This window comes from Verrucomicrobiia bacterium, from assembly GCA_035629175.1.
Lineage (GTDB): Bacteria > Verrucomicrobiota > Verrucomicrobiia > Limisphaerales > DASXHY01 > DASXHY01.
In genome coordinates this window covers 1-19,016 of the sequence record DASPIL010000043.1, presented here as the reverse complement: position 1 = coordinate 19,016, position 19,016 = coordinate 1, and the positions used below count along the sequence as shown (strand labels likewise).

Below are 19,016 nucleotides of genomic sequence, written 5' to 3'. Positions count from 1 at the left end.
AAGGTTTTGCTGATGAGCCGCAGGTGTTGAACGCCTGCGGCTTTTTGCTTTTCATTATTTTACCGCCACTGATTCCGGCGTGGTGGGGGGAAGGCAGAACTTCCCGCCATCGAGGCAAATCCGCACGGCTTTCAACAGCGTGGGAAAATCGTAGGGCTTCGGCAGGAAATTGATTCCCTGGACGAACATGGCGTCCTTGCGAAGTATTTCGGGGCTGTAACCGCTGGTGAACAACACTTTTAGGCTGTCATTTCGGCCCTGCAGCGCCTTCGCCAGTTCTCCGCCAGTCATTCCGCACGGCATGATCATGTCGGTGAGCAGCAGGTGAACGGGATTCTTGCTGCGCTCCCAGACCGTGACCGCTTCCGGGCCGTTGCTCGCCTTGAGCACCTGGTAACCGCGTTTCTGAAGCGCTGAACACGCGAGTTCCCGCACCGCCACCTCGTCTTCCACCACAAGCACGGTTTCCCCCTTGCCCGGATCGGGCAGCCTTTGCTCAACCTGAAGCGCACGCTGCGTCGCAGTCCCTTCGCACGCGGGCAAATGAATCTGAAACTGCGAGCCGTGCCCCATCTCACTGGTGACATCCACCCAGCCTTCGTGTTGCTTGATGATCCCGTGAATGGTTGAAAGGCCGAGGCCCGTTCCCTTCCCTACTTCCTTGGTCGTGAAAAATGGATCGAAGATCCGGGCAAGCACCTGCGGTTCCATCCCGCATCCGTGATCCGCGACAGTGAGCCGGACGAACCGGCCGGCGCGCGCTTCTGGATTTGCTTGAACCGTGGATTCGTCGATGACACAGACCTCTGTGTGAATCTCGATGCTTCCCCCCTTGGGCATCGCGTCCCGCGCGTTCAACGCGAGGTTGATGAGCACCTGTTGCAGACTGCCGTCGTCAGCCATGACCGGAGGCAGCGGCGCACTCGAATGCACCTGCACCGTGTACTTCTCACCGAGCAACTGGGTGAGCATCTTGCGCGTGTTCTGCACGACATTTGAAAGATCAAGCAGCCGTGTTTGCAGGACCTGCTTTCTGCTGAAGGCGAGCAATTGCTTCGTGAATGTCGCCGCGCGCTGGCTCGCTTGCATGATCTGGTTCAATAATGCATTCCGGTCCAGCTTGTCTGAATGAACGGTTTGCAGAAGCCCGGTGTTCCCCTGGATCACCGTCAGGACATTGTTGAACTCGTGGGCAATCCCCGCCGCCATGCGCCCAATTACTTCCATCTTCTGCGCCTGCCGCAGTTGGGATTCCAGCTTCAGGTGATCGGTGATGTCTTCAACCACAAGCAGGAGGCAGGGTGTTGGACCAACGGAAATCGGTTCCGACGAAAGGACAATCTGGCGGAGAGTGCCGTCGGTCCGCCGCAGCTGGCACGGAAGACTGCGCAATCGGCCTTCAGGCAGAAACGATCCTGCGTTTGCGTCCGAACCCTTGACCCAGATGCAAAGCTCCTGGTCTGTTTCGGTCGAGAGCCGTTCTGCGGGATAACCGCTGAGATCAATGAACGTCTGGTTGAAGTCGAGGAAATGGCGATCGGTGAGGCTCAGGATCGCCCCCGGATTCGGGCTGCTGTGGAACGCCTTTGAAAATCGTTCCTCACTGATCCGCAACTCTTCGGTCCGCTGGCGCACCATGCGATCCAGATCCTCGAGCCGCAGTTTTGCCTGGCGTGCGAGATTCCACTTTTGTGTGAGCGCGTGCGCGAGCTGCAGCACTTCGACGGTTTCAAAAGGCTTCTTTAGGATCAGCAGGTTGTCCGTCTGTCCCAGACGCTTCGTCATGTCATCCCAGGAATAATCAGAATACGCCGTGCAGATGACAGCCTGCAGTTCCGGCGAACATTGCCAGATGCGTTCGAGGGTTTCCACGCCATCCCACCCGGGAGGCATCCGCACATCCACAAACGCCATCACATACGGATCACCGTCCTGCATCGCCTTCTGAACCATTGCCAGCCCTTCCTGTCCCTGGTACGCGGAATCAATGCGAAAGCCAGCCCGCTCCATGGGAGAACTCGATTCACCAAACAATTCGGCTTCGATGTTATCGAGCCGCGAGTGCGTGCTGGACCGCGCGCCAAGGATCTTGCGGAAATCGTCGTGGATCGCCGGATTGTCGTCGATGATCAGGAGACGCGGCTCGGTTTCAGATCGCGGCGGATTCATACTTTGGGCTTTCACTGCTGGTTACACAATTTTGCGGAAGAAGGAGGCTGAACGTGGCACCCGCGCCAGGACCTTCGCTATGGGCTTCAAGTGAACCACCCAGCTCCTTGACGGCAATCGCGCTGCTATGAAGGCCAAATCCGTGCCCGTTGCGCCGCGTGGTAAATCCATGACCGAAAATCCGCGTCAGATTCTCGGGAGGAATTCCTACGCCGTTATCAATCACATCGATCCTGACGTTCCCACCTTCCATTCCAATGCGGATGGTCATCAGCTTGTGCTGGCGCTTTGCATCATCCATTGCGTACTTCGCGTTGCGGATGAGATTCACAAGGATCTGAAGAACCTTGTGCTTTTCCGTGTTGATCGGCGGCGCATCGCTGAACTCACGCTTCACATGAACATCGTGGCGGACCAGTGCAGCAGCGTTGATATGCAACGCATCCTCCACTAACTGAACTGCCGTAATGGTCTCGCGAACCCCCGCAACCTTCGCGTAACTCTGCTGCATCGCCACAATCTGTTTGATGTGGTCAATGTGCTTCAGCAATTGCTCGAGTTCCTTCAGCAGCACGGTCTGGTCATCCTGAAGATGGTCCGCCAGAGCATTGAGATACTCGGGAATTTGTTGTCCGCGAGGATCGCGCGTGAAGAAGTCCCCGAGCCGGTCCTTGTGCTCGCCAAGCAGGGCAGAGACCTTCGAAAGCCCCCCCGTCTTGGAGGTCCTGATGCGGTCAATCGCGAGCGAGCACGAAATATTAACGCTGTTCAGCACGTTGCCCACGTTGTGCAGCACATCTGTCGCCACCTCGGCCATCCCTGCAAGGCGCGAAGTTTCGACGAGGCGCTGATGCGCGGTTTCGAGCTGCGCTTCCGCCGCCTTGAGAGCGGTGATGTCCTTCGAAACACCGAATGTCCCGATTATCTGCCCCTCCTTGTTTCGCCACGCCATCTTCGTGGAGAGACAATAGGTCACCTCACCATCAATCCTCCGTGTGCGCTCCACCTTGCCGAGCAGCGGCACGCCTGTGCGAATGATGGTCTGTTCATCGTCGAAGGCCGCCCGGGCTCTTTCCTCGGCGAATGTCTCGAAATCGCTCTTGCCCAGCAGATACTGCTCGAACGCCTCGACGTCCTGAAGGTAGTCGGGAAAGGCTTTGCCAGGATGCGTCACCCGGAAATTCGACTGCAATATTCCCATGGCCTCCTGCGCCTTGGACCGGCTCACACGCACAAACCGCGATTCGAGGTCCTTGAAGTAGATCGAATCCGGAAAATGATCGAGCAACGTGCGGAAGAGTTCGCGTTCGTAGTCAAGTACAGCTTCAGCTTCCTTCAGCGCCGTGATGTCGCGTGTCACTCCAAAGGTTCCGATCACCGTTCCGGTCTCGTCCCGCCACGGCATCTTCGTGGTGTGGAACCACACCGGTTTTCCTGAGTCGGCATCAATAATTTTTTCAATATGGCCGATCAAAGGCTGTTCCGTTGTGAGAATGCGTTGTTCCTCCTCGTAAGCCGGACGCGCGCGATTCTCAGGATAAATGTCGAAATCCGTCTTCCCCACGAGGAAGCGCGCAGCCGCCTCCGCATTCGCAAGGTATTCCGGCAGCGGCTCGTCGGGATGCGATTCCGAAAACTTTTTGGCAAGCGACTGCCGCGCACGCTCTCCCTTCGAACGGCTCATTCGCACAAAGCGGGACTCCCTGTCCTTGAAATAAATGGCGTCGGGAAGGTTCTCCACCAGCGCCTGGAACAACCCCTGTTCGTGCGCCAGCCGCGCTTCGGCTCGTTTAAGTTCGGTCACGTCCTTCGAAATGCCAAACGTGCCAATGATGTTTCCAGCGTTGTCGCGCCAGGCCATTTTTGTGGTCAATGCCCAGGTGATGCGACCGTCTGGATGAGTCTCCTTTTCGGGTTTCGCGACCAGCGGCTTGCCCGTGCGAATGATGTTTTGTTCGTCGGTAAACGCCTGCTTCGCGTGTTCTTCCTTGAAGAAATCGAAATCGGTTTTGCCAACAAGGTCCTGCCATGACTGCAGTTTGAACATCGTCGAGAGCGATTGGCTGGCCCTCACGAAACGGGACTCGCGGTCCTTGAAATAAATGTAATCCGGACTGTTCGCCAGCAGCGTCTCCATGAGTGTGCTTGCTTCCGCCAGCGCCGCCTGCGCCTTCTTGTGATCGGTTACGTCCTCATACGTCCCGAGGACTCCAGTGACGCGTCCGTGCTTGTCGAACAATGGCGTCTTGCTCAAGCGCAGCCAGGTCTGCGTGCTGTCGGCACGCGTGTGGAGGACCTCGTAATTGAAACGTCCCGTGCCGCTGCGCATGAGCTCACTGTCCTCCGCCCGATACGTCTCGGCAGCTTCACGCTGATGAATGTCGAAATCCGTCTTCCCGAGGATCTCAACGGGATCGTGGTATCCGCAATCGCTGGCGAATGCCTGATTGCAGCCGGTGAAAACCGAATTGCCGTCCTTCCAGAAAACGCGCTGCGGAATCGTGTCCAGCACGGTGCGCAGCATCTGCCGCGAGTTGAACAATTCCTCCTCTGCCTGCTTTCGCGCCGTGATGTCCAGCGCCGTTCCGAGGACGGCCGGACGCCCGTTGAACTCTGTTCGGCTCCCCAAAACCTCCACGTGCACGATGCCGCCATCCTTGCGCAAACCGCGAAAACTATAATGCGCGGTCACGACCTCGCCGCCCACGCGGCGCTCAATCTGGTCGCGGACCAGTTCCCTATCCTCCGGCACAACGACCTCGCCCAGCGAGGACATCGCCAGCAGTTCGTCCGTCGTGTAGCCGACAATTTCCCCGAGCCGGGGATTCACATACGCAAAGCGGCCATCCTGAATGATGTAAACACCCACAAGCGATTGCTCCACGAGTGAGCGGAATTTCATCTCGCTGTTTTGCAGGCTCCTTGTTTGTTCCTGGACGCGGCGGCGAAGCATCAGCACCCATAGCGTGGTGGCGGCGACCAGCAGGACCAGCAGTCCGACAACACCGAGCGTGTGGCGCACAGTCCACCAGGAAGGCTTCTCTAAAATCTCCACGTCGTCATTCGAATCCACCAGCAACTGAAATCCGGTCGGAGTTCTGACTTCATCCACGAGAACTCGGTAGACCCCTGTGATGCGCAACAGGCTTCCCACCGGGAGATGCTCCGCTTCAGCGAGCCGGGAAGAGGAATCCACTTCAAAGATTCGCCCGGGTAATTGCATCGTCAGAACCTCGCGCTGGTTGATGCGGGTTCGGTAACGCAAGCGGCCTTCGATCGTTACACGCGTGTTGTGGAAAGGCGGTTGCAGCGGGCTTTGCCCAAAGATGACATTAGCCGATGGCAATCCGGGATGATCGCGGACGTCAAAAACGCCATCCCTAAGAACAACCCCGAAGTTTCCGTAGCTGGGATAGCCAGTTACGGTGACATGGTCGCCGGGCTGAACCTTGCTATTCGCACGGGCGGCCTGAACCTCGATACCCGTTTCGCTGTCCTGGACAAAGAACGTTCGCTCGTCCTGACGCAGCGTCACTACTCCTTCGATTTTCACTTTGCGCTGCAGAACGTTGTGAGGATGAAACTGGCCAAGACTTGCGATCGACTGAGTTTCTATAACGCCGCCATTTGCGCCTCCCCGCTCCTCAATTTTGACGTAGTCGAAAGATGGACACCAGAGCACCAGGCTTGTGATTTGCCTATGAGCGTTCGGATGGGTCGTGCAAATTCCGCGAATCCGCACAACTGAATCGGCCAGTCCTGCCGGAACGCTCTCCGCCGGTACATACACAAACAGCGTGCCGTCCGGATCCGTAAGCTTCAGCCGAACAAGGTTTTGCTCAAAGGTGAAGGAACGAACAACGCCGTGAGCTTCCACCCACTGGCTGTCGTATTGACCACTCGCCATTTGAAAGAGCGTGACTCTGCGAGCCGGCGGCATCGGGGCCGTGCCGAGCAGTTTCACGTCGCGCGGAACAATCATCGGCGCAAATCCGCCGGGGTCGGTCATCCCGGAGACTTCAACGAGGTCACCCACTTTGATGTCCGGCCGATTCCAAGCGCCCGAAACGTAAAATCCTGCCGAATCGTCATGAACAAAAAACTGCCGGCGCTCAGGATAATAAATCAACACGACGCCTCGCAGCTTGACCGGAAAGCGCCAGCCGGCTTCCTCCGTTGAGAGCGCCAACACATCTGCCGCTTTAGTCAAAACGGGCAGCGTTTCGGGTTTTGATCGGCGCGTCGGCGGCTGGCCCGCAGCCACGTTGGTCGTGGCGGAACGAAAGGTCGCATCTTGCAGGACCACTCCGCCGGGTTCCCATGCCGGCGTTCCCCAAACGTCCACCTGCTCTCGCGGCGGCAGGATCAGCATCGCCCGTGAATCCGCCCGCAGGCTTCCGGTGCTGTCACGCACCACCAGGTGTTCCCCAAGCCGCTGATCGAGCATGTTCCCACGCACCCGGACAATTCCAGGGTTCGCGTTGACGGTCTCCCGCGTCAGGGACGCAATCGGCACGATGGGAAGATCATTGGGATCGATGGCTGGCCGCGCAACGCCCGGCGCAAGGATCGTTACGTCCGACGGGCTTTGCACGAGCAAAACCGGAACGACAGTTTCGCCCCAATCAAAAACCTGGCGGACGCAAATGCCCTTGACTCGCACTTTGGCGTTGAGCCACGCGCTGAAATTATCATTCGTCTGCCGGGAGAACTCAGCCCAGAAACGATTGGTCCCCGATTCAAGTTCCACTTGCCATCGCGAAGGTTTCTCAAGGATTCGAATCAGGCGCCCATCCGCCTGCACCCGGCTGTTCAAGTCCGCAAACGAAATCAACTGTGCGAATGTCTTTAATGGCGGCTCCGGGAGTGGCTGGTTCGTGCGAACTTGGATTTCCTCCGGCAAAAGCATGGGACCGCTCTCGCCTGGAATCACAGTGCCAGAAACCAAAATTCTGTCGCCCTGCTGTACCGACGGCGATCGGTTGCGAAAGTACAAGCGAATGCCAGCTTGTTCATCCTCAATCCAAACGTAGGAGCGGCGCGTCAGCGAAAGCGTGACTACAGCTTCGATCTCTGCGCGGGCGCCGTTCTCAATGTCAGCCGGCGAAAGGCGGCGAATGTCATCAATACTCCGAACCACGCTCACGTCGTTTGAGAGCTGACCCATGGCCGTCGCGCAGGCCAGGGCAAGCCAGGCCAGGACCACAACACGGATTGATTTGTTTGCCATCATACTTCGGCGGTTACGCTCGGAGCCATGCTTCGGCGCGCTAACCTTTGAAACTCCGCCTGCCCTTACGCCGAGCAGTCATCGTGCCTCTTTTCGAAGCCAATGCTCACACGGAATCGTCAGATGCGTAGGGGAGTTGAGAGATTTTCTCCCGGAAGCCGTGTCCTGTTCCGCCACAGCAGACGCTTGAAAGAAACGATCTTACGCAGCCGAAATGGCGAGCCGCAGAATGTTAAGTGCCTGTTGGGTGGTCACTTCCTTGAAGGTTCGGCGATCCCAAGGATTTATCATGCGCCAGGCCAGAACCTGTGACCTTGTTGCTAGTGCAATGAAAACTGTGCCTGCGGGTTTTTCATCCGTGCCACCTCCTGGGCCTGCAATCCCGGTGACAGCGATCGCAAAATCACTTTCGCCTCTTCCCAACGCGCCAGCGGCCATTTCGCGAACAACCGGTTCGCTGACCGCGCCATGCACGCGAAGTGTCTCGGCTTTGACTCCGAGGCATTTTTCCTTCAGCAGGTTGCTATACGTGATGAAGGCGCCGCGGAAGACTGCGGAAGCTCCGGGAACGTTTGTGATGCGATCAGAAATGCAGCCGCCTGTGCACGACTCAGCGATTGCGACAGTTTTCTGCAGGTCAGTCAAACGGCCGACGATCAATCCCTCGAGCGCAACGTCATCAGCGGCGTAAACGTGCTCGCCAAGAGCGTGGCGCACCAACGCCTCACCCTCGGCAACGTTTTTTTCCGCGTCCGCACCAGTGAAGGCGAGGCGCACATCCACTTCACCAGGCCGCGCACAATAGCCAACAGACAGCCCTTTCACGACGAGGTCAGCCAATCGATGCCCAACCCGCGCCTGAACCTGCGATTCGCCCAAACCACAGGTGCGAAACGTTCGACATACAAACGCTGAAGACGGCAACTTTTCCCGAATCCACGGCAGGGCAAACTCGGTAAACATAGGTCGAAGTTCCCTTGGCGGACCGGGTAAAAGTATGAGCCACGACGACTTCTCCGTGTGCCGAAACCGCCCCGCGGGAACTTCCAAAGCCAAACCGGCAGCTGTTCCATTGCGATTCTTCAAAACCACCGCGTTCAAAGGGACCATGGCCTCCCCGCGAGCGGCGGCAGGTATTGGACGCCCGCGTTCTGTGAAAAACAACTCGATCTGTCGCAACAACTCGGGATCCTCGCGCAATGGCAGTCCCAACAACCTGGCAACGCTATCGCGTGTCACATCGTCGGAAGTTGGCCCTAATCCGCCCGTGACAATTACGAGATCGGCGCGGCATAACGCCTCTTTCAAAGCCACTTGTATGCATTCGGCGGCATCCGGCACCGCCACTTGCCGGCTGACGCAATAACCCGCGTCTGCAAGTTGCCGGCAAAGCCACTGTTGATGAGTGTTTAGCACGCGACCCACCATCAACTCGCTGCCTGTATTGATGAGTTCGACGATCATCGGCTTTCTGGGACCGGCAGGCACCTCAGCGCGGCGCATCCGAGTAACGCGGTGCAGGTCTGCGGATCTCAGCATGGAAGATTCCGGCAACGAGACTGCGCTCTGAGTCAGGCGTGCAGATATAGATTTTCCCCGGCAGCTGATTCTCCTCCTGCTGCCCAAACTCCAATCGCATCGCAAACCCGTTCGTAAAAGTTTCCGTACGCGTTTTGCCTTCCTCCTTCCATCTCAGGACGACCCGCGGAGACCGGATGTTATTGCTGTTCACAACTGCGGAGCGGCCTGCGAGTTCTTCCGGATTGCGTGCATACAGGTGGATGCTGATACCGAGATCCGGGGGCCATTCCTTTCCCATTCGCAAGTTAAGTGTTCCGCCTTGGAACACCGCGCGTTCACATACGAAAGCGCCGCCTTTGATTCTGCCGCGCGCCGGTCCTGGCGGAATTTCCTCCTGGGATAAGTCAAGCTGCCACGACAGGTCAGCCACGGCAGGATCATGGTCAACCTTGTCTGCCGTCCGAGTTCCGAGCGGCAAATGCCCTCCGATCATCAGGAGGGCGGCCGTTGCGGTGATCGAGAGAATTGCAATCGCGGCAATGCCCGGCCCGCGAAACAACCAAAAACGCCGGCGAGGGGCAGCCGCAGGCGAGTGCACCGTGCCTTCGAAACCAGCACGTTGGCGAGAGACTTCGGAGGCAGTGATGACAAGTTTGGAGTCGCTTGCACTCGGGGGTTGCGGGATGACAAGGCTGCGGAAACAGGTTGGGCAGTCGAGTTGCGAACCGGCGGTGCGGGAATCAGCCGTGATGTGCTGTCCGCAGACCGGGCACGCAAATTTGAACTCGCTCATCGGCGTCCGGAGCATTCCACAACGTGCAGGTCGTCACAATCAGATTTTCCGACGCTCAAGGCGGCCCGTTGACTCATGGAATAAAGACACCGGGGGGTTCTGAGTAAGCCCGGTCGGTTGAGACTCATGTTTGTTTGGGTAATATGTCGTGCGGCGTTTGATTGCGAGATAAAACGAGCAAGGGGGCGAGCGTCGAGCCTTAGCTCGCGCCCCCTTGCGGTGGCAAACCCAGCGCTGCTTTGGGGGGGGCGGCGCGCCGATCAATTTGGCTTTAGTTTTAGAATTCCTTTCAGCCTTTGTTCCAGTTGATCCTTCAACTCGAATGGATCCAGATTTTCATAACGCTCGCGCAATTGCCGGCGCTCTTTGGGACGCAGGATTCCGGGTGCGCAGAGCCGGGCGTAGGCGGTCCTGGGCAGTTCGTAACGCTTGCGCCAATGACTGCCTTCCCGCCACTTGCTCTCCAGTTTCAGGCAGGGCAGAAAGAAGTTCTGCCACGGCGCCCATACATCCCGGTAAAGTGCGCTGATGGGTGCCACCAGTTCCGGATCTTCCAGTCGCCCATAGCCCAGGAGCTGTCGCGCCCAGGTCCAGTTCTTCTGTTCCACATGAGCGTTGTCGTCGGAGTGGTAGGGGCGCGAACGGGTAAATTCCACCGCCACTTTCCGCTCCCTCATGTAAGCCCATAAATGATGGTTGAGGAACTCGCCTCCGTTGTCCGAATCAAATCCCAGCAAAGCGAAAGGCAGGCGCTCCTCCACCTGCCGAGTGGCTGCCAGCACGCCTGTAGAGCCCTTGTTCCACACTGCCCCGCCTTCGGTCCAGCCGCTTAAAATATCGGTGTAGGTCAGACTCCAAATGAAACACCCGGCCAGGCTCCCACCGCAATGGGCCACGCTGTCGGCCTCCAGATATCCCGGCCGGTTCAGATCCCAGGTGCCGGTGCGAATCGGAATCTCCGATCGCAACAAACTCCCCGGTTTGGTCCCCGACCGACCCCGGCCCGAATGCTGGGCACGCGCTGGACCCAACAGCCGATCGACTGTGGCGGGGCTGACGTGCCGGATTAAAGTCCGTTGCCGAGCGCTCAACTCTCCGTAGCGTCTTTCGTAGTAGGGCAACCATTGCCGCAGGACGGGCACCAGACGCTTGCCGCAGGGTTGTTCAGCCGTCAGCCAGATCTTGCGCACAATCGGCTCCACCACATCATACCGTCGCTCCGGTCCAGGATGCACCCGACCCGTTGGAAGCGGCAACTCACCTCGGAGCAGTTTGATGGCGTACTTGCGCTCATACTTATGGTCTTCACAGAGCTCATCGAGCATCCTGCTTTTGCCCTCCCGACTGCGTCGTGCGTAGCGACCCTGCAGTTTGGGCAGCCAATCTTTTTTCATTTCCTTGCTCATGTTCATTCACACCGATTCCCGGTGTCTTTTTTCCATGAGTCAACGACCCTTTCAGCCTCCCCCCAGTTCTTCCCCTCCGGTGTCTTTTAATTTGAGTCAACTCGGCGGCGGAACACGTGGAAAAAGAGGGCTTGCAATCACCTGGATTTCCCGTAGTTTTGCCGAGCCTTTTTTGGAAGCGAGCGTAGCTCAGTCTGGTAGAGCGTCACCTTGCCAAGGTGAATGTCGAGGGTTCGAATCCCTTCGCTCGCTCCAATTCTACCAACGGCGGAAATTCATCAACACCTTGATTCTATTGATGATTCTCTATCTTCCGGACAGCGGCCTGTCTCCATTCCTGAACAGCAGTAATCATCTGTTCGGCAGCACTGAGCTTGGGGTGACGTGTTTCAAATGGTGCCCGGGCAACATTCCTAGAAGATCCTGAGTAACTAGAACCTGGCCATCGCACCCCCCACCGGCGCCGATGCCAATCGTCGGAATCCGCAGGCGCTGGGATAGAGTCCGTGCCACCGACGCCACGACGAGTTCCAGCACCACCGCGAAGGCGCCTGCATTGGCCAAAGCTTCGGCATCGGCCAGGATCGCCTCGTGCTGTTCGGGCGTTTCCCCTTTGACATGGTACCCACCCTCTTCAGGGACATGCTGGGGCAGCATTCCCAAGTGGCCAACGAAGGGAATATTGCTCTCAATGATGGCACGGACTTGGGGAAGAATGTCCCGACCACGTTCGGCTTTGATACCCTCCGCCCCGGCGGTGATCAGGCGCTGTGCGTTGGCGACAGCGCTGGCGACCGCGTCATAGCTACGGTACTGCAGGTCCGCAACAATCAATCCGCGCGGTTTTGCGCTGCCACAGCTCGCAACTGGTGCTCCATTTCGGCCGTGGTTATAGGTGGTGTCTGGTAACCTAGCACAACCATGCCGACAGAATCTCCAACGACGATCAAGGGCACTCCTGCTCGATCCAGCACCTGAGTCATTGGAAAGTCGTAGGCAGTCAAAGCGGCAATCTTCAGGCCCTGAGCCTTCGTGGCGCGACTGGCCTCGGACGTTATCTTCTCTTCAGTCATCCGCTTATGGTTGCGCAAAAAGACGCCGATCGTCACAACAATATCACGGGCTTAGCATTATTGGAAAAAACCCAACGCCGAGCTCGCGACGTGACTCCATCCGCATGCGCAAGGTAGCGCCAACCCAGGAACAAGTCACCCGCCTTTGGGGCTGCGCCGTCATAGGGGTTTGCGGCCAATGATGAGCAACGTGCGGACAGGGATGCAAAATTCTCCGACGCAGTTCCTCACGATTTCGAGTGCCGCCAAACATTCCGGCGGGGCGGCTGCCAATCTATCACCGATTGCTTGCACGGCTTCGGGGCCCGAATTGCCCAAGTCGCACCACCTCCTTACCGTAAGACCCGCGGGGAATTCTCTGTAGCGATTCTCACAAGCCACTACCTCCAACCCGTGCGCCGCGAAAAGCTCCCTCCAATTTCTAGCAGTGTAAGAACGCACATGGGTGGGGTCGTGGAGCATTTCGATTTCGTGGTTGAGCTCATCGAATGAATCATTTTCATCCCCCTCCAGATCGATGACAGCCATTTGCCCGCCCGGTTTTACGAGCCGGGTCATTTCGGTCAGGGCTTTGGAAAGGTCAGAGAAATGGTGCGCGGCCAGGCGGCAAGTGACCAAATCAAACGACGCTGTTGCCAGGGGGATGGCTTCCACGAACGCCTCGACTGTGTCCATGGCAACACCGCAGTTCGCCGCCAAACGTCGGCATTGCGCGAGCATATTCGGAGCAGGATCAACTGCGACGATACGAGAGGCAATTCCCGCGAACCCCAACCCGGTATGACCTGCACCGCTGGCCACGTCGCACACCGAGTCCACGGGCGGGAGCAACATGTGCAGGCGGTTAAGGGTGGGACTGTCAGCGTGAACCTCGCTGGCCGCGTAACTCCCCGCTAGATTGTCGAAGCGTTCTGATGATGTGGGATTCATTGTCCGATGGTGATCAGGTTGTTGCGGTCAAAACCATCGGCGATCACAGAGGTGGCCCCAAGAGTTATTATCTTCTCTACGTTCATATTTGCGCTAAAAGATGCCGGGCTTTGCCATCTCCGGCCCCCGGCATGGGATGGTTGTAATTCTTCTTGGTCTCATCAAGCTCGACGAGTTTAACTATCTGAACTTCCGCGCGGGCATCAATACCGCTCCAAGTACGATTGGAGGTCGGCGGCAAATTTAATTGGGTTCTTGAACATCAGAAAGTGGTCGCCTTGCTCCGCTTTGGTGTAGACGTAGAGCGTTGCGTTTGGGATCACCGACTTCATCCATCGCTGGCTCGGCAGGTTGTTGCTGTATTCGCCGGAGAAGATCGCTGTGGGCACATTGATCTTGTGCCGGATCACATCGCGCCAGTCGTTCATGGCATGGTCAAAGAGCACAAGCGCGGTAAACTTCGGATCGTTGTGGACGAATTCACGCGCGAAGCTTTGGGAGTTCACGAAATGCGGCGAGTCCGTGGCCATGGCCCGCTTGGTCGCACTCATATCAACAATCATGTCATTCGCCGGAGCACCCGCCGTGAACGCAGCGACCATCCTTTCCGGCGAAGTGGTCATGCCACCGGCGTCGAGCCGCTCCTGCTCGGACCAGTCCGCATGGGAGTAGATCGAGACCGGCTCATCGACGAAGGCCACTTTGTGGATACCTTTCGTGCCAAACAGCTCAATGTAGCTCCACAGCACCGCGGCTCCCATCGACCAGCCGCAGTAATTGGCCGACTTCACCCCAAGGTGGTCAACGAACTCTTTGAGATCCACGGAAAAGCGGGAAATGCGCGTCCCGAAATCGACCCGCTGAGAAAGCCCCTGATTACGGGGATCGAGAACGTAGACGTGATAATGTTTGCTCAGGAGGAACATCACGTTGACATACTCCGCGCCGTTGGCGGACCAGCCGGGAATGAAGATGAGCGGCTTGCCTTCTCCAGCCTCCCAATAGGTGAGTTTCACCCCGTCGCTCGTGGTGAAGGAATTGATCTCCAGCTTTTTGAAATCCGAGAGCTTAGCGGGGAATTCCGCGATCCTGTTGGGAAACTCGTAGTCCTTGCCGAGAACCTCCAACGCCGGTGCGGCCACGGCGTTGCTGAAGGCAAAGAGGAGAAACAAAAGAGTGCAACAGATCTGGCGGGCGACGTTTCGTATTAAATTCCTGTCACTTGGTTCTCGGGTTTCGGGTGAGAGCACAGCCACCGACTGATGCATCAACACCCTCCTCGCTGCAATGGCCGCACGATCATTCGGTTTCATGGTATTCATTGTTTGGATTCCGCGGTCAGGCCATTGAGATCCAAATGGCGCGTAAACATCGCAACGCCGCCGTCCGGCGTGCGCGGCCACTGTTCTTTCGGCTTGTCCCAGTATAGCTCTACTCCGTTGCGATCAGGGTCGCGCAAGTAGATGGCCTCGCTCACGCCGTGGTCGGACGCACCCTCAAGTTCGACCCCCGCTGCGAGGACGCGATGCAGCGCATCGGCGAGCGCCGCTCGCGTGGGATATAGAATTGCCAGATGATACAACCCGGTCGCTCTCTGCCGTGGAGGCGCACCGCCGCCGCTTTCCCAGGTGTTCAGCCCGATGTGATGATGATAGCCGCCGGCAGAAACAAACGCAGCTTGCGACCCGAATCGCTGCATCAGTTCAAAGCCCAACACGCCACAGTAAAACGCGAGCGCACGCTCCAGGTCGGCCACCTTGAGATGCACATGACCAATCGAGACGCCCGGGTCGATTGGCTTGGATGGTTCGGTGGAGCTCATTGACAGAAAAGTGGGTGGGCCCTTTACCGCGAAAAGCCCGCGAACGGCGTCAAATATTCGGCACCGAAGCCGTCGAGTTTGGCGCGAATCTCAGGAGTTGTGTCGCCGTAAACGAATAGCTTCTTGATCGTGGCCAATTTTAGGAATCTCTCGGCGAAGGGCGCGAAGGTTTGTTCGACGTGAGGCAGCAGGCCGTTCGTACGATACCTCTCGATAATATGCACGAAGGAGCGGTCGGCATTCACGACATATTCGTAAGTCATCGTGTCGGGTTCCTCGCGCGTCGCCGCCACGATGGGCTGAATTAGTTTTTCAAACGCGGCAAAGTCCGACGGAGCGATCGCCAGGTGATAGATGGAATAGATTTCGTTTTTCATGTTCTGTTTTCTCGTAAAGTCGCTATTAAGTCGAAAGATGGCCTGCGTCTCTGCACCGCCGACACTGGCGATCTGACGCCTTGGTATCTCGCTCAGGATATCACCTTTTCATAGGGCCTTATGTGCCCGAGTTCAGGAACAGCCCCACACCGATCTTCGCTGCTTCCGAACCGGCCACCGGGTGGAGGAAATTCTTCCTGGTCTCGTCAAGCTCGACGGTGACAGGCTGGTCCGAGATCTTGGTGTTGATGAGTTCGATAAAAGAAGCATCAATGTCCTTAAACCCGAGGTTCGCACCCGTGCCGGAGCAGGCCATCTTTTTGTTCGCGGCGAACAGGCTGTTGACGACCTTGTAATGCACTCGCTGTTTCTCGGTCGCGGTCGGCGAGCCGCTCCTTTGTGCTCCGGCGTCCGGGTCGCGTCCCGCCGACGCACCACTCTGGTAGGTCCACACGTAGTTACCGTTGGCGATCACGTTGTTCCGAAATTCGAAATCGTCGGCGATCTCGCTCGTCCAGACGCCCGACCCGTAGGCGCCGTGGACGAAGCAGTTTCGCATTGAGTGCCCGCGACTACCGCTGGTCCAGAAGACCACGGTCAGTTTCGCGTTGTAGAAGACGCAGTGGTGGACCTGGATGCCCGAGCCGTGCGCGAGAATTCCGAGATGGTTCGGACTGGTCACCTTGTCTCCGGCGAAAACGCATTGCGTGATTTCCAGGTCCTCCAACTGCTTGCCCATCCTGCCGATCGGTTAGACGCGGACGAGCATGCCGGGCTTGGGCGCCTCAACGACCGGTGCGCCCAGCAGCTTGAGGCCACGAATCGTGACGTGGCTCGTCTCCGTCAGCAGTCCGAAGATAAGCCCCCTGGCATTCGGCCCGGTCAGCGGCAACGTGTGGATGAGGGTCGGCATTCGTCCGGTGTGCCAGTCCGGGTCGTCGGGCAGCACCTCAGCGCGGATCGTAAGGCGGTCTGTTTTGGTGAAGCTGCGTTGAGTCGGTTTGAATGTCGCGGTTTCGCCGACGGAATATACTCCTTCAGAGAGAACCACAGTCATCGGCCCGGCTCCGGCTGCTTGGTTTACGCGGCGTGCCGCCTCAGCGATTGTCTTGAGCGGATTGTCCTTGGCTCCCGAGTTGGTATCGGCTCCGGTCGCGGGGTTCAGATAAATAGTGTCTGCCGCTGTTGTGGCAGGCTTCGCATCGGACTGCTGGGCGAGAAGTGATCCCGCTCGAAGCGTGGCGACTCCGGCTGCCACACTGAGGGTGGCTTTGATGGCGTCTCGTCTGTTCATGATTCCGTTCCTTTTGGCTTCGTGTGATTGAAAAAATGTCCTTCATCGACCCGCGCGTGACGCCTGATTATTGGTCAATCTTTCCGAATCCTCAAATCAGAGAAATACCCTTCCGTCCCCACGTCAACCCACAGTCCGATGGCGCCCGATGAATCCGCACCGTGCTTAAGATCGTTCACGACTAACACCGGATGCTCGTCGCCATTCAGATACAACTTCGCCTTCTCGTCCCGCACCACGATCTTGATCGTGATCCATTCGTTTAGGCCCATGTCTGCGTAGGACTCATACCTGCCCGGCGATTCTTTCCTGAGCCGGTCAAACTTGAAGTTGGGATAGGAAAAATACTGCGTGGCGCCGTTGCGCCGCAGCTGATCATCCGCTCTTCCATTCGTCGGGCGAATATAAATACTCTCGAACCGGGAGTTGTCTTCATTGATGCGAAAGGCGACGCCGATGAATCCACGAGCATAGGCAGGTGCGTCTTTGAGCAATCGACTCAGCACCTCTACCTCGATGGTTCCATTTTTGAAGTCAGTCCCAACGAGTTTGGCGAACGTCGCCTCGTCGAACGCTTTGATCGCAGGGTCCTTTGTGACCCGCACCGCGCTCCGGCCCATGATCTCGTTCGTTGAGGAGGAGACATTGATGGGCAGCAGCCTGGTTTTCGTAAGATCAATCGGCTGCGCGTGAACCATCGAGATTCCAACTACGACCGACGCAATAATGGATATGAGCCAGGGCTTCATAGGCGGCTTAGTTGACTGCTGCGAACGCGAAACCGACTTCGCCGCCATGACCCTTCGCGTAGGCGAGTTGAATTCCCAGTGCGGCGAGAGGTTCAAGGTAACGCGCATTGGTGATTGCGCCAGTGTCAAACGCGCTGAAGCCGGCATCCTTGGCCAGTTGAACGACCTCGGCGTTCGCCGCCGCATGATTGCCGGCGACCAGAACCGACGGAAGCGACTTCGCGCCGGAAACTGCCTTCGCGAGCACCTGAGCGAGCACCGTGTTGAAAGCTTTGACGACGTGCGCCTGAGGGAAGGCGGCCTGAATGGCTTCGCCTGCTGATGTCGTGTGGCCAATGGTCAGCGCCATAAAGTCCGCCGTGAGTGGGTTGGTGACATCAATGAGAATTTTTCCGGCGAGACTGCCGAGCTTGGCGGCAATCGCAGTGACCTCAGAAAACGGCACCGCGAGAATTACAATGTTGGCAGACTTGGCGGCTTGAGTGTAGTCCGTAATCGTGAGGCCGGGGAGTTTGAGGCGGCTCTGCTCGGGATTGCGCGATCCCAGAGTGACGTTGTGTTTGGAGGTAAAGAGGCGGGCGAGATTGCCGCCGATGTTGCCCGAACCGATGATTGCGATGTTTTTCATGTGAGCAGCATTCCACACCCGTGCCGACTCTGAGAAAGACCATGATTCTTGCCTCAGCATAACCAAAGGGTATGCTCAACCGAGCATGGAACTTCGTCATCTCCGTTATTTCGTAGCCGTGGCCGAGGCCGAAAACGTCACGCGCGCCGCGCTGAACCTTCATGTTTCGCAACCCGGATTGAGTCGGCAAATTCGCGATCTAGAGGAAGAACTCGGTTTTTTACTTTTGGAACGGAGCGCCAAATCCGTGCGCCTGACGGATGCGGGGCGGGCCTTTCTCGTCGAGTCGCGGGCGGTGTTGCGGCGGGCGGATGAAGCGGTCAAAGCGGCTCGGGTCGTTGCTTCGGGACAGCACGAGGAGTTAAACGTGGGTTACGCTCCAATGCCCACCGTAAGTTTCCTGCCGCCAGCCTTACGCGCATTCCGCAAGCAGTTCGCGGGAGTTCGGGTGAAGTTGCATGACCTTTCGCCGGAGGAAATGTTACGCGGACTCCACGAAGGCAAATTACACCTCGCTTTTCTCGTTCGTCCGACCCGCGCCATGCTGCGCGGTTTGCATTTCGAGGAGTTTGTCCATGATCACCTGCGGTTAGCGGTGGGAAGAAATCATCCGCTCGCCAAGCTCCGTTCGGTTTCAGTGGCGCAGCTCAAAAACCAATCGTTGGTGGCGTATAGTCGGAAAGAGTATCCCGAATATCATGCCTACCTCCGGGCATTGTTCGGCGGGACAAAAGCGCACCCGCCCATTGTGGAAGAATACGACGACGGAGTTGGCTTGGTGACGGCGTTGGAGACCGGCTCAGGTGCTGCGATCATGCCGCAAAGCCTGGAGTTAACGACGGGGTCGCGAATCAAACTCATTCCCATCGTTCCATCGCCCTCTCTGGACAGTGACGATTATTTTTCACCAGTAATGCCAATTAAAAATCACCAGTGAGCCGGTAGCATTTGGCAGCGAGTTGGAGGCTGGCCGCAGGCCAGCCCTCCTCAACTCGGCAGCCAGATGATTACCCAACAACAATAC

General features: G+C 57.5%; 14 protein-coding genes, 1 tRNA gene and 1 pseudogene. 2 read left to right on the top strand and 14 right to left on the bottom strand.

What is annotated here, in order from left to right:
• Positions 1–54: 54 nt before the first annotated feature.
• The 5 genes from VEH04_07210 to VEH04_07190 form a co-directional block, all read right to left on the bottom strand.
• Positions 55–2,169, bottom strand: a complete 2,115-nt coding sequence (locus VEH04_07210; GenBank protein ID HYG22553.1) for a response regulator — start codon at positions 2,167–2,169, stop codon at positions 55–57.
• The gene (locus tag VEH04_07205) at positions 2,150–7,402 is read right to left on the bottom strand and encodes a PAS domain S-box protein (GenBank protein ID HYG22552.1); all 5,253 of its coding nucleotides are present in this window, start codon (positions 7,400–7,402) and stop codon (positions 2,150–2,152) included. The genes VEH04_07210 and VEH04_07205 overlap by 20 nt, the downstream gene beginning before the upstream one ends.
• Positions 7,403–7,600: 198 nt before the next feature.
• Positions 7,601–8,863, bottom strand: a complete 1,263-nt coding sequence (locus VEH04_07200; protein ID HYG22551.1) for a competence/damage-inducible protein A — start codon at positions 8,861–8,863, stop codon at positions 7,601–7,603.
• A 25-nt stretch (positions 8,864–8,888) separates the two neighbouring features.
• A complete protein-coding gene (locus tag VEH04_07195) occupies positions 8,889–9,713 on the bottom strand; it encodes a hypothetical protein (GenBank protein HYG22550.1) in 825 nt (274 codons plus the stop codon).
• Positions 9,714–9,973: 260 nt separating this feature from the next.
• Entirely contained in the window at positions 9,974–11,107 is a 1,134-nt protein-coding gene (locus VEH04_07190; protein HYG22549.1) for a transposase family protein, read from the bottom strand.
• A gap of 190 nt (positions 11,108–11,297) precedes the next feature.
• Between VEH04_07190 and VEH04_07185 the strand changes: the two genes are divergently transcribed.
• Positions 11,298–11,374: transfer RNA gene (locus VEH04_07185), tRNA-Gly, on the top strand.
• 96 nt (positions 11,375–11,470) lie between these two features.
• Here VEH04_07185 and panB read toward each other — a convergent pair.
• From panB to VEH04_07140, 9 genes and pseudogenes are all read right to left on the bottom strand, one after another.
• Positions 11,471–12,192: pseudogene (gene panB, locus VEH04_07180) on the bottom strand (3-methyl-2-oxobutanoate hydroxymethyltransferase).
• A 159-nt stretch (positions 12,193–12,351) separates the two neighbouring features.
• The gene (locus VEH04_07175) at positions 12,352–13,026 is read right to left on the bottom strand and encodes a class I SAM-dependent methyltransferase (protein HYG22548.1); all 675 of its coding nucleotides are present in this window, start codon (positions 13,024–13,026) and stop codon (positions 12,352–12,354) included.
• 299 nt (positions 13,027–13,325) lie between these two features.
• Complete coding sequence (locus VEH04_07170) at positions 13,326–14,249, bottom strand: alpha/beta hydrolase (GenBank protein HYG22547.1); 924 nt, start codon at positions 14,247–14,249, stop codon at positions 13,326–13,328.
• A gap of 191 nt (positions 14,250–14,440) precedes the next feature.
• A complete protein-coding gene (locus VEH04_07165) occupies positions 14,441–14,944 on the bottom strand; it encodes a VOC family protein (protein HYG22546.1) in 504 nt (167 codons plus the stop codon).
• Positions 14,945–14,967: 23 nt separating this feature from the next.
• Positions 14,968–15,321 (bottom strand): hypothetical protein, encoded by a 354-nt coding sequence (locus VEH04_07160; GenBank protein HYG22545.1) that lies wholly within the window; start codon positions 15,319–15,321, stop codon positions 14,968–14,970.
• 118 nt (positions 15,322–15,439) lie between these two features.
• The gene (locus tag VEH04_07155; GenBank protein HYG22544.1) at positions 15,440–16,060 is read right to left on the bottom strand and encodes a right-handed parallel beta-helix repeat-containing protein; all 621 of its coding nucleotides are present in this window, start codon (positions 16,058–16,060) and stop codon (positions 15,440–15,442) included.
• A 12-nt stretch (positions 16,061–16,072) separates the two neighbouring features.
• Entirely contained in the window at positions 16,073–16,615 is a 543-nt protein-coding gene (locus VEH04_07150) for a hypothetical protein (protein HYG22543.1), read from the bottom strand.
• A 74-nt stretch (positions 16,616–16,689) separates the two neighbouring features.
• Positions 16,690–17,235: a hypothetical protein gene (locus tag VEH04_07145; protein HYG22542.1), complete on the bottom strand. Its 546-nt coding sequence runs from the start codon at positions 17,233–17,235 to the stop codon at positions 16,690–16,692.
• A gap of 136 nt (positions 17,236–17,371) precedes the next feature.
• The gene (locus VEH04_07140; GenBank protein ID HYG22541.1) at positions 17,372–18,052 is read right to left on the bottom strand and encodes an NAD(P)-binding domain-containing protein; all 681 of its coding nucleotides are present in this window, start codon (positions 18,050–18,052) and stop codon (positions 17,372–17,374) included.
• A 25-nt stretch (positions 18,053–18,077) separates the two neighbouring features.
• On the opposite strand from VEH04_07140, the gene VEH04_07135 reads away from it, so the two are divergent.
• A complete protein-coding gene (locus VEH04_07135) occupies positions 18,078–18,929 on the top strand; it encodes a LysR substrate-binding domain-containing protein (protein ID HYG22540.1) in 852 nt (283 codons plus the stop codon).
• Positions 18,930–19,016 lie beyond the last annotated feature (87 nt).

What these genes read in the sequence shown, in the direction of transcription:
- VEH04_07135 (HYG22540.1), top strand. Translation starts at nt 18,078, where the DNA reads ATGGAACTTCGTCATCTCCGTTATTTCGTAGCCGTGGCCGAGGCCGAA.
- VEH04_07155 (HYG22544.1), bottom strand. Translation starts at nt 16,060, where the DNA reads ATGGGCAAGCAGTTGGAGGACCTGGAAATCACGCAATGCGTTTTCGCC.
- VEH04_07165 (HYG22546.1), bottom strand. Translation starts at nt 14,944, where the DNA reads ATGAGCTCCACCGAACCATCCAAGCCAATCGACCCGGGCGTCTCGATT.
- VEH04_07150 (HYG22543.1), bottom strand. Translation starts at nt 16,615, where the DNA reads ATGAACAGACGAGACGCCATCAAAGCCACCCTCAGTGTGGCAGCCGGA.
- VEH04_07200 (HYG22551.1), bottom strand. Translation starts at nt 8,863, where the DNA reads ATGATCGTCGAACTCATCAATACAGGCAGCGAGTTGATGGTGGGTCGC.
- VEH04_07140 (HYG22541.1), bottom strand. Translation starts at nt 18,052, where the DNA reads ATGCTGAGGCAAGAATCATGGTCTTTCTCAGAGTCGGCACGGGTGTGG.
- VEH04_07210 (HYG22553.1), bottom strand. Translation starts at nt 2,169, where the DNA reads ATGAATCCGCCGCGATCTGAAACCGAGCCGCGTCTCCTGATCATCGAC.
- VEH04_07195 (HYG22550.1), bottom strand. Translation starts at nt 9,713, where the DNA reads ATGAGCGAGTTCAAATTTGCGTGCCCGGTCTGCGGACAGCACATCACG.
- VEH04_07205 (HYG22552.1), bottom strand. Translation starts at nt 7,402, where the DNA reads ATGATGGCAAACAAATCAATCCGTGTTGTGGTCCTGGCCTGGCTTGCC.
- VEH04_07145 (HYG22542.1), bottom strand. Translation starts at nt 17,235, where the DNA reads ATGGGCCGGAGCGCGGTGCGGGTCACAAAGGACCCTGCGATCAAAGCG.
- VEH04_07190 (HYG22549.1), bottom strand. Translation starts at nt 11,107, where the DNA reads ATGAAAAAAGATTGGCTGCCCAAACTGCAGGGTCGCTACGCACGACGC.
- VEH04_07160 (HYG22545.1), bottom strand. Translation starts at nt 15,321, where the DNA reads ATGAAAAACGAAATCTATTCCATCTATCACCTGGCGATCGCTCCGTCG.
- VEH04_07175 (HYG22548.1), bottom strand. Translation starts at nt 13,026, where the DNA reads ATGTTGCTCCCGCCCGTGGACTCGGTGTGCGACGTGGCCAGCGGTGCA.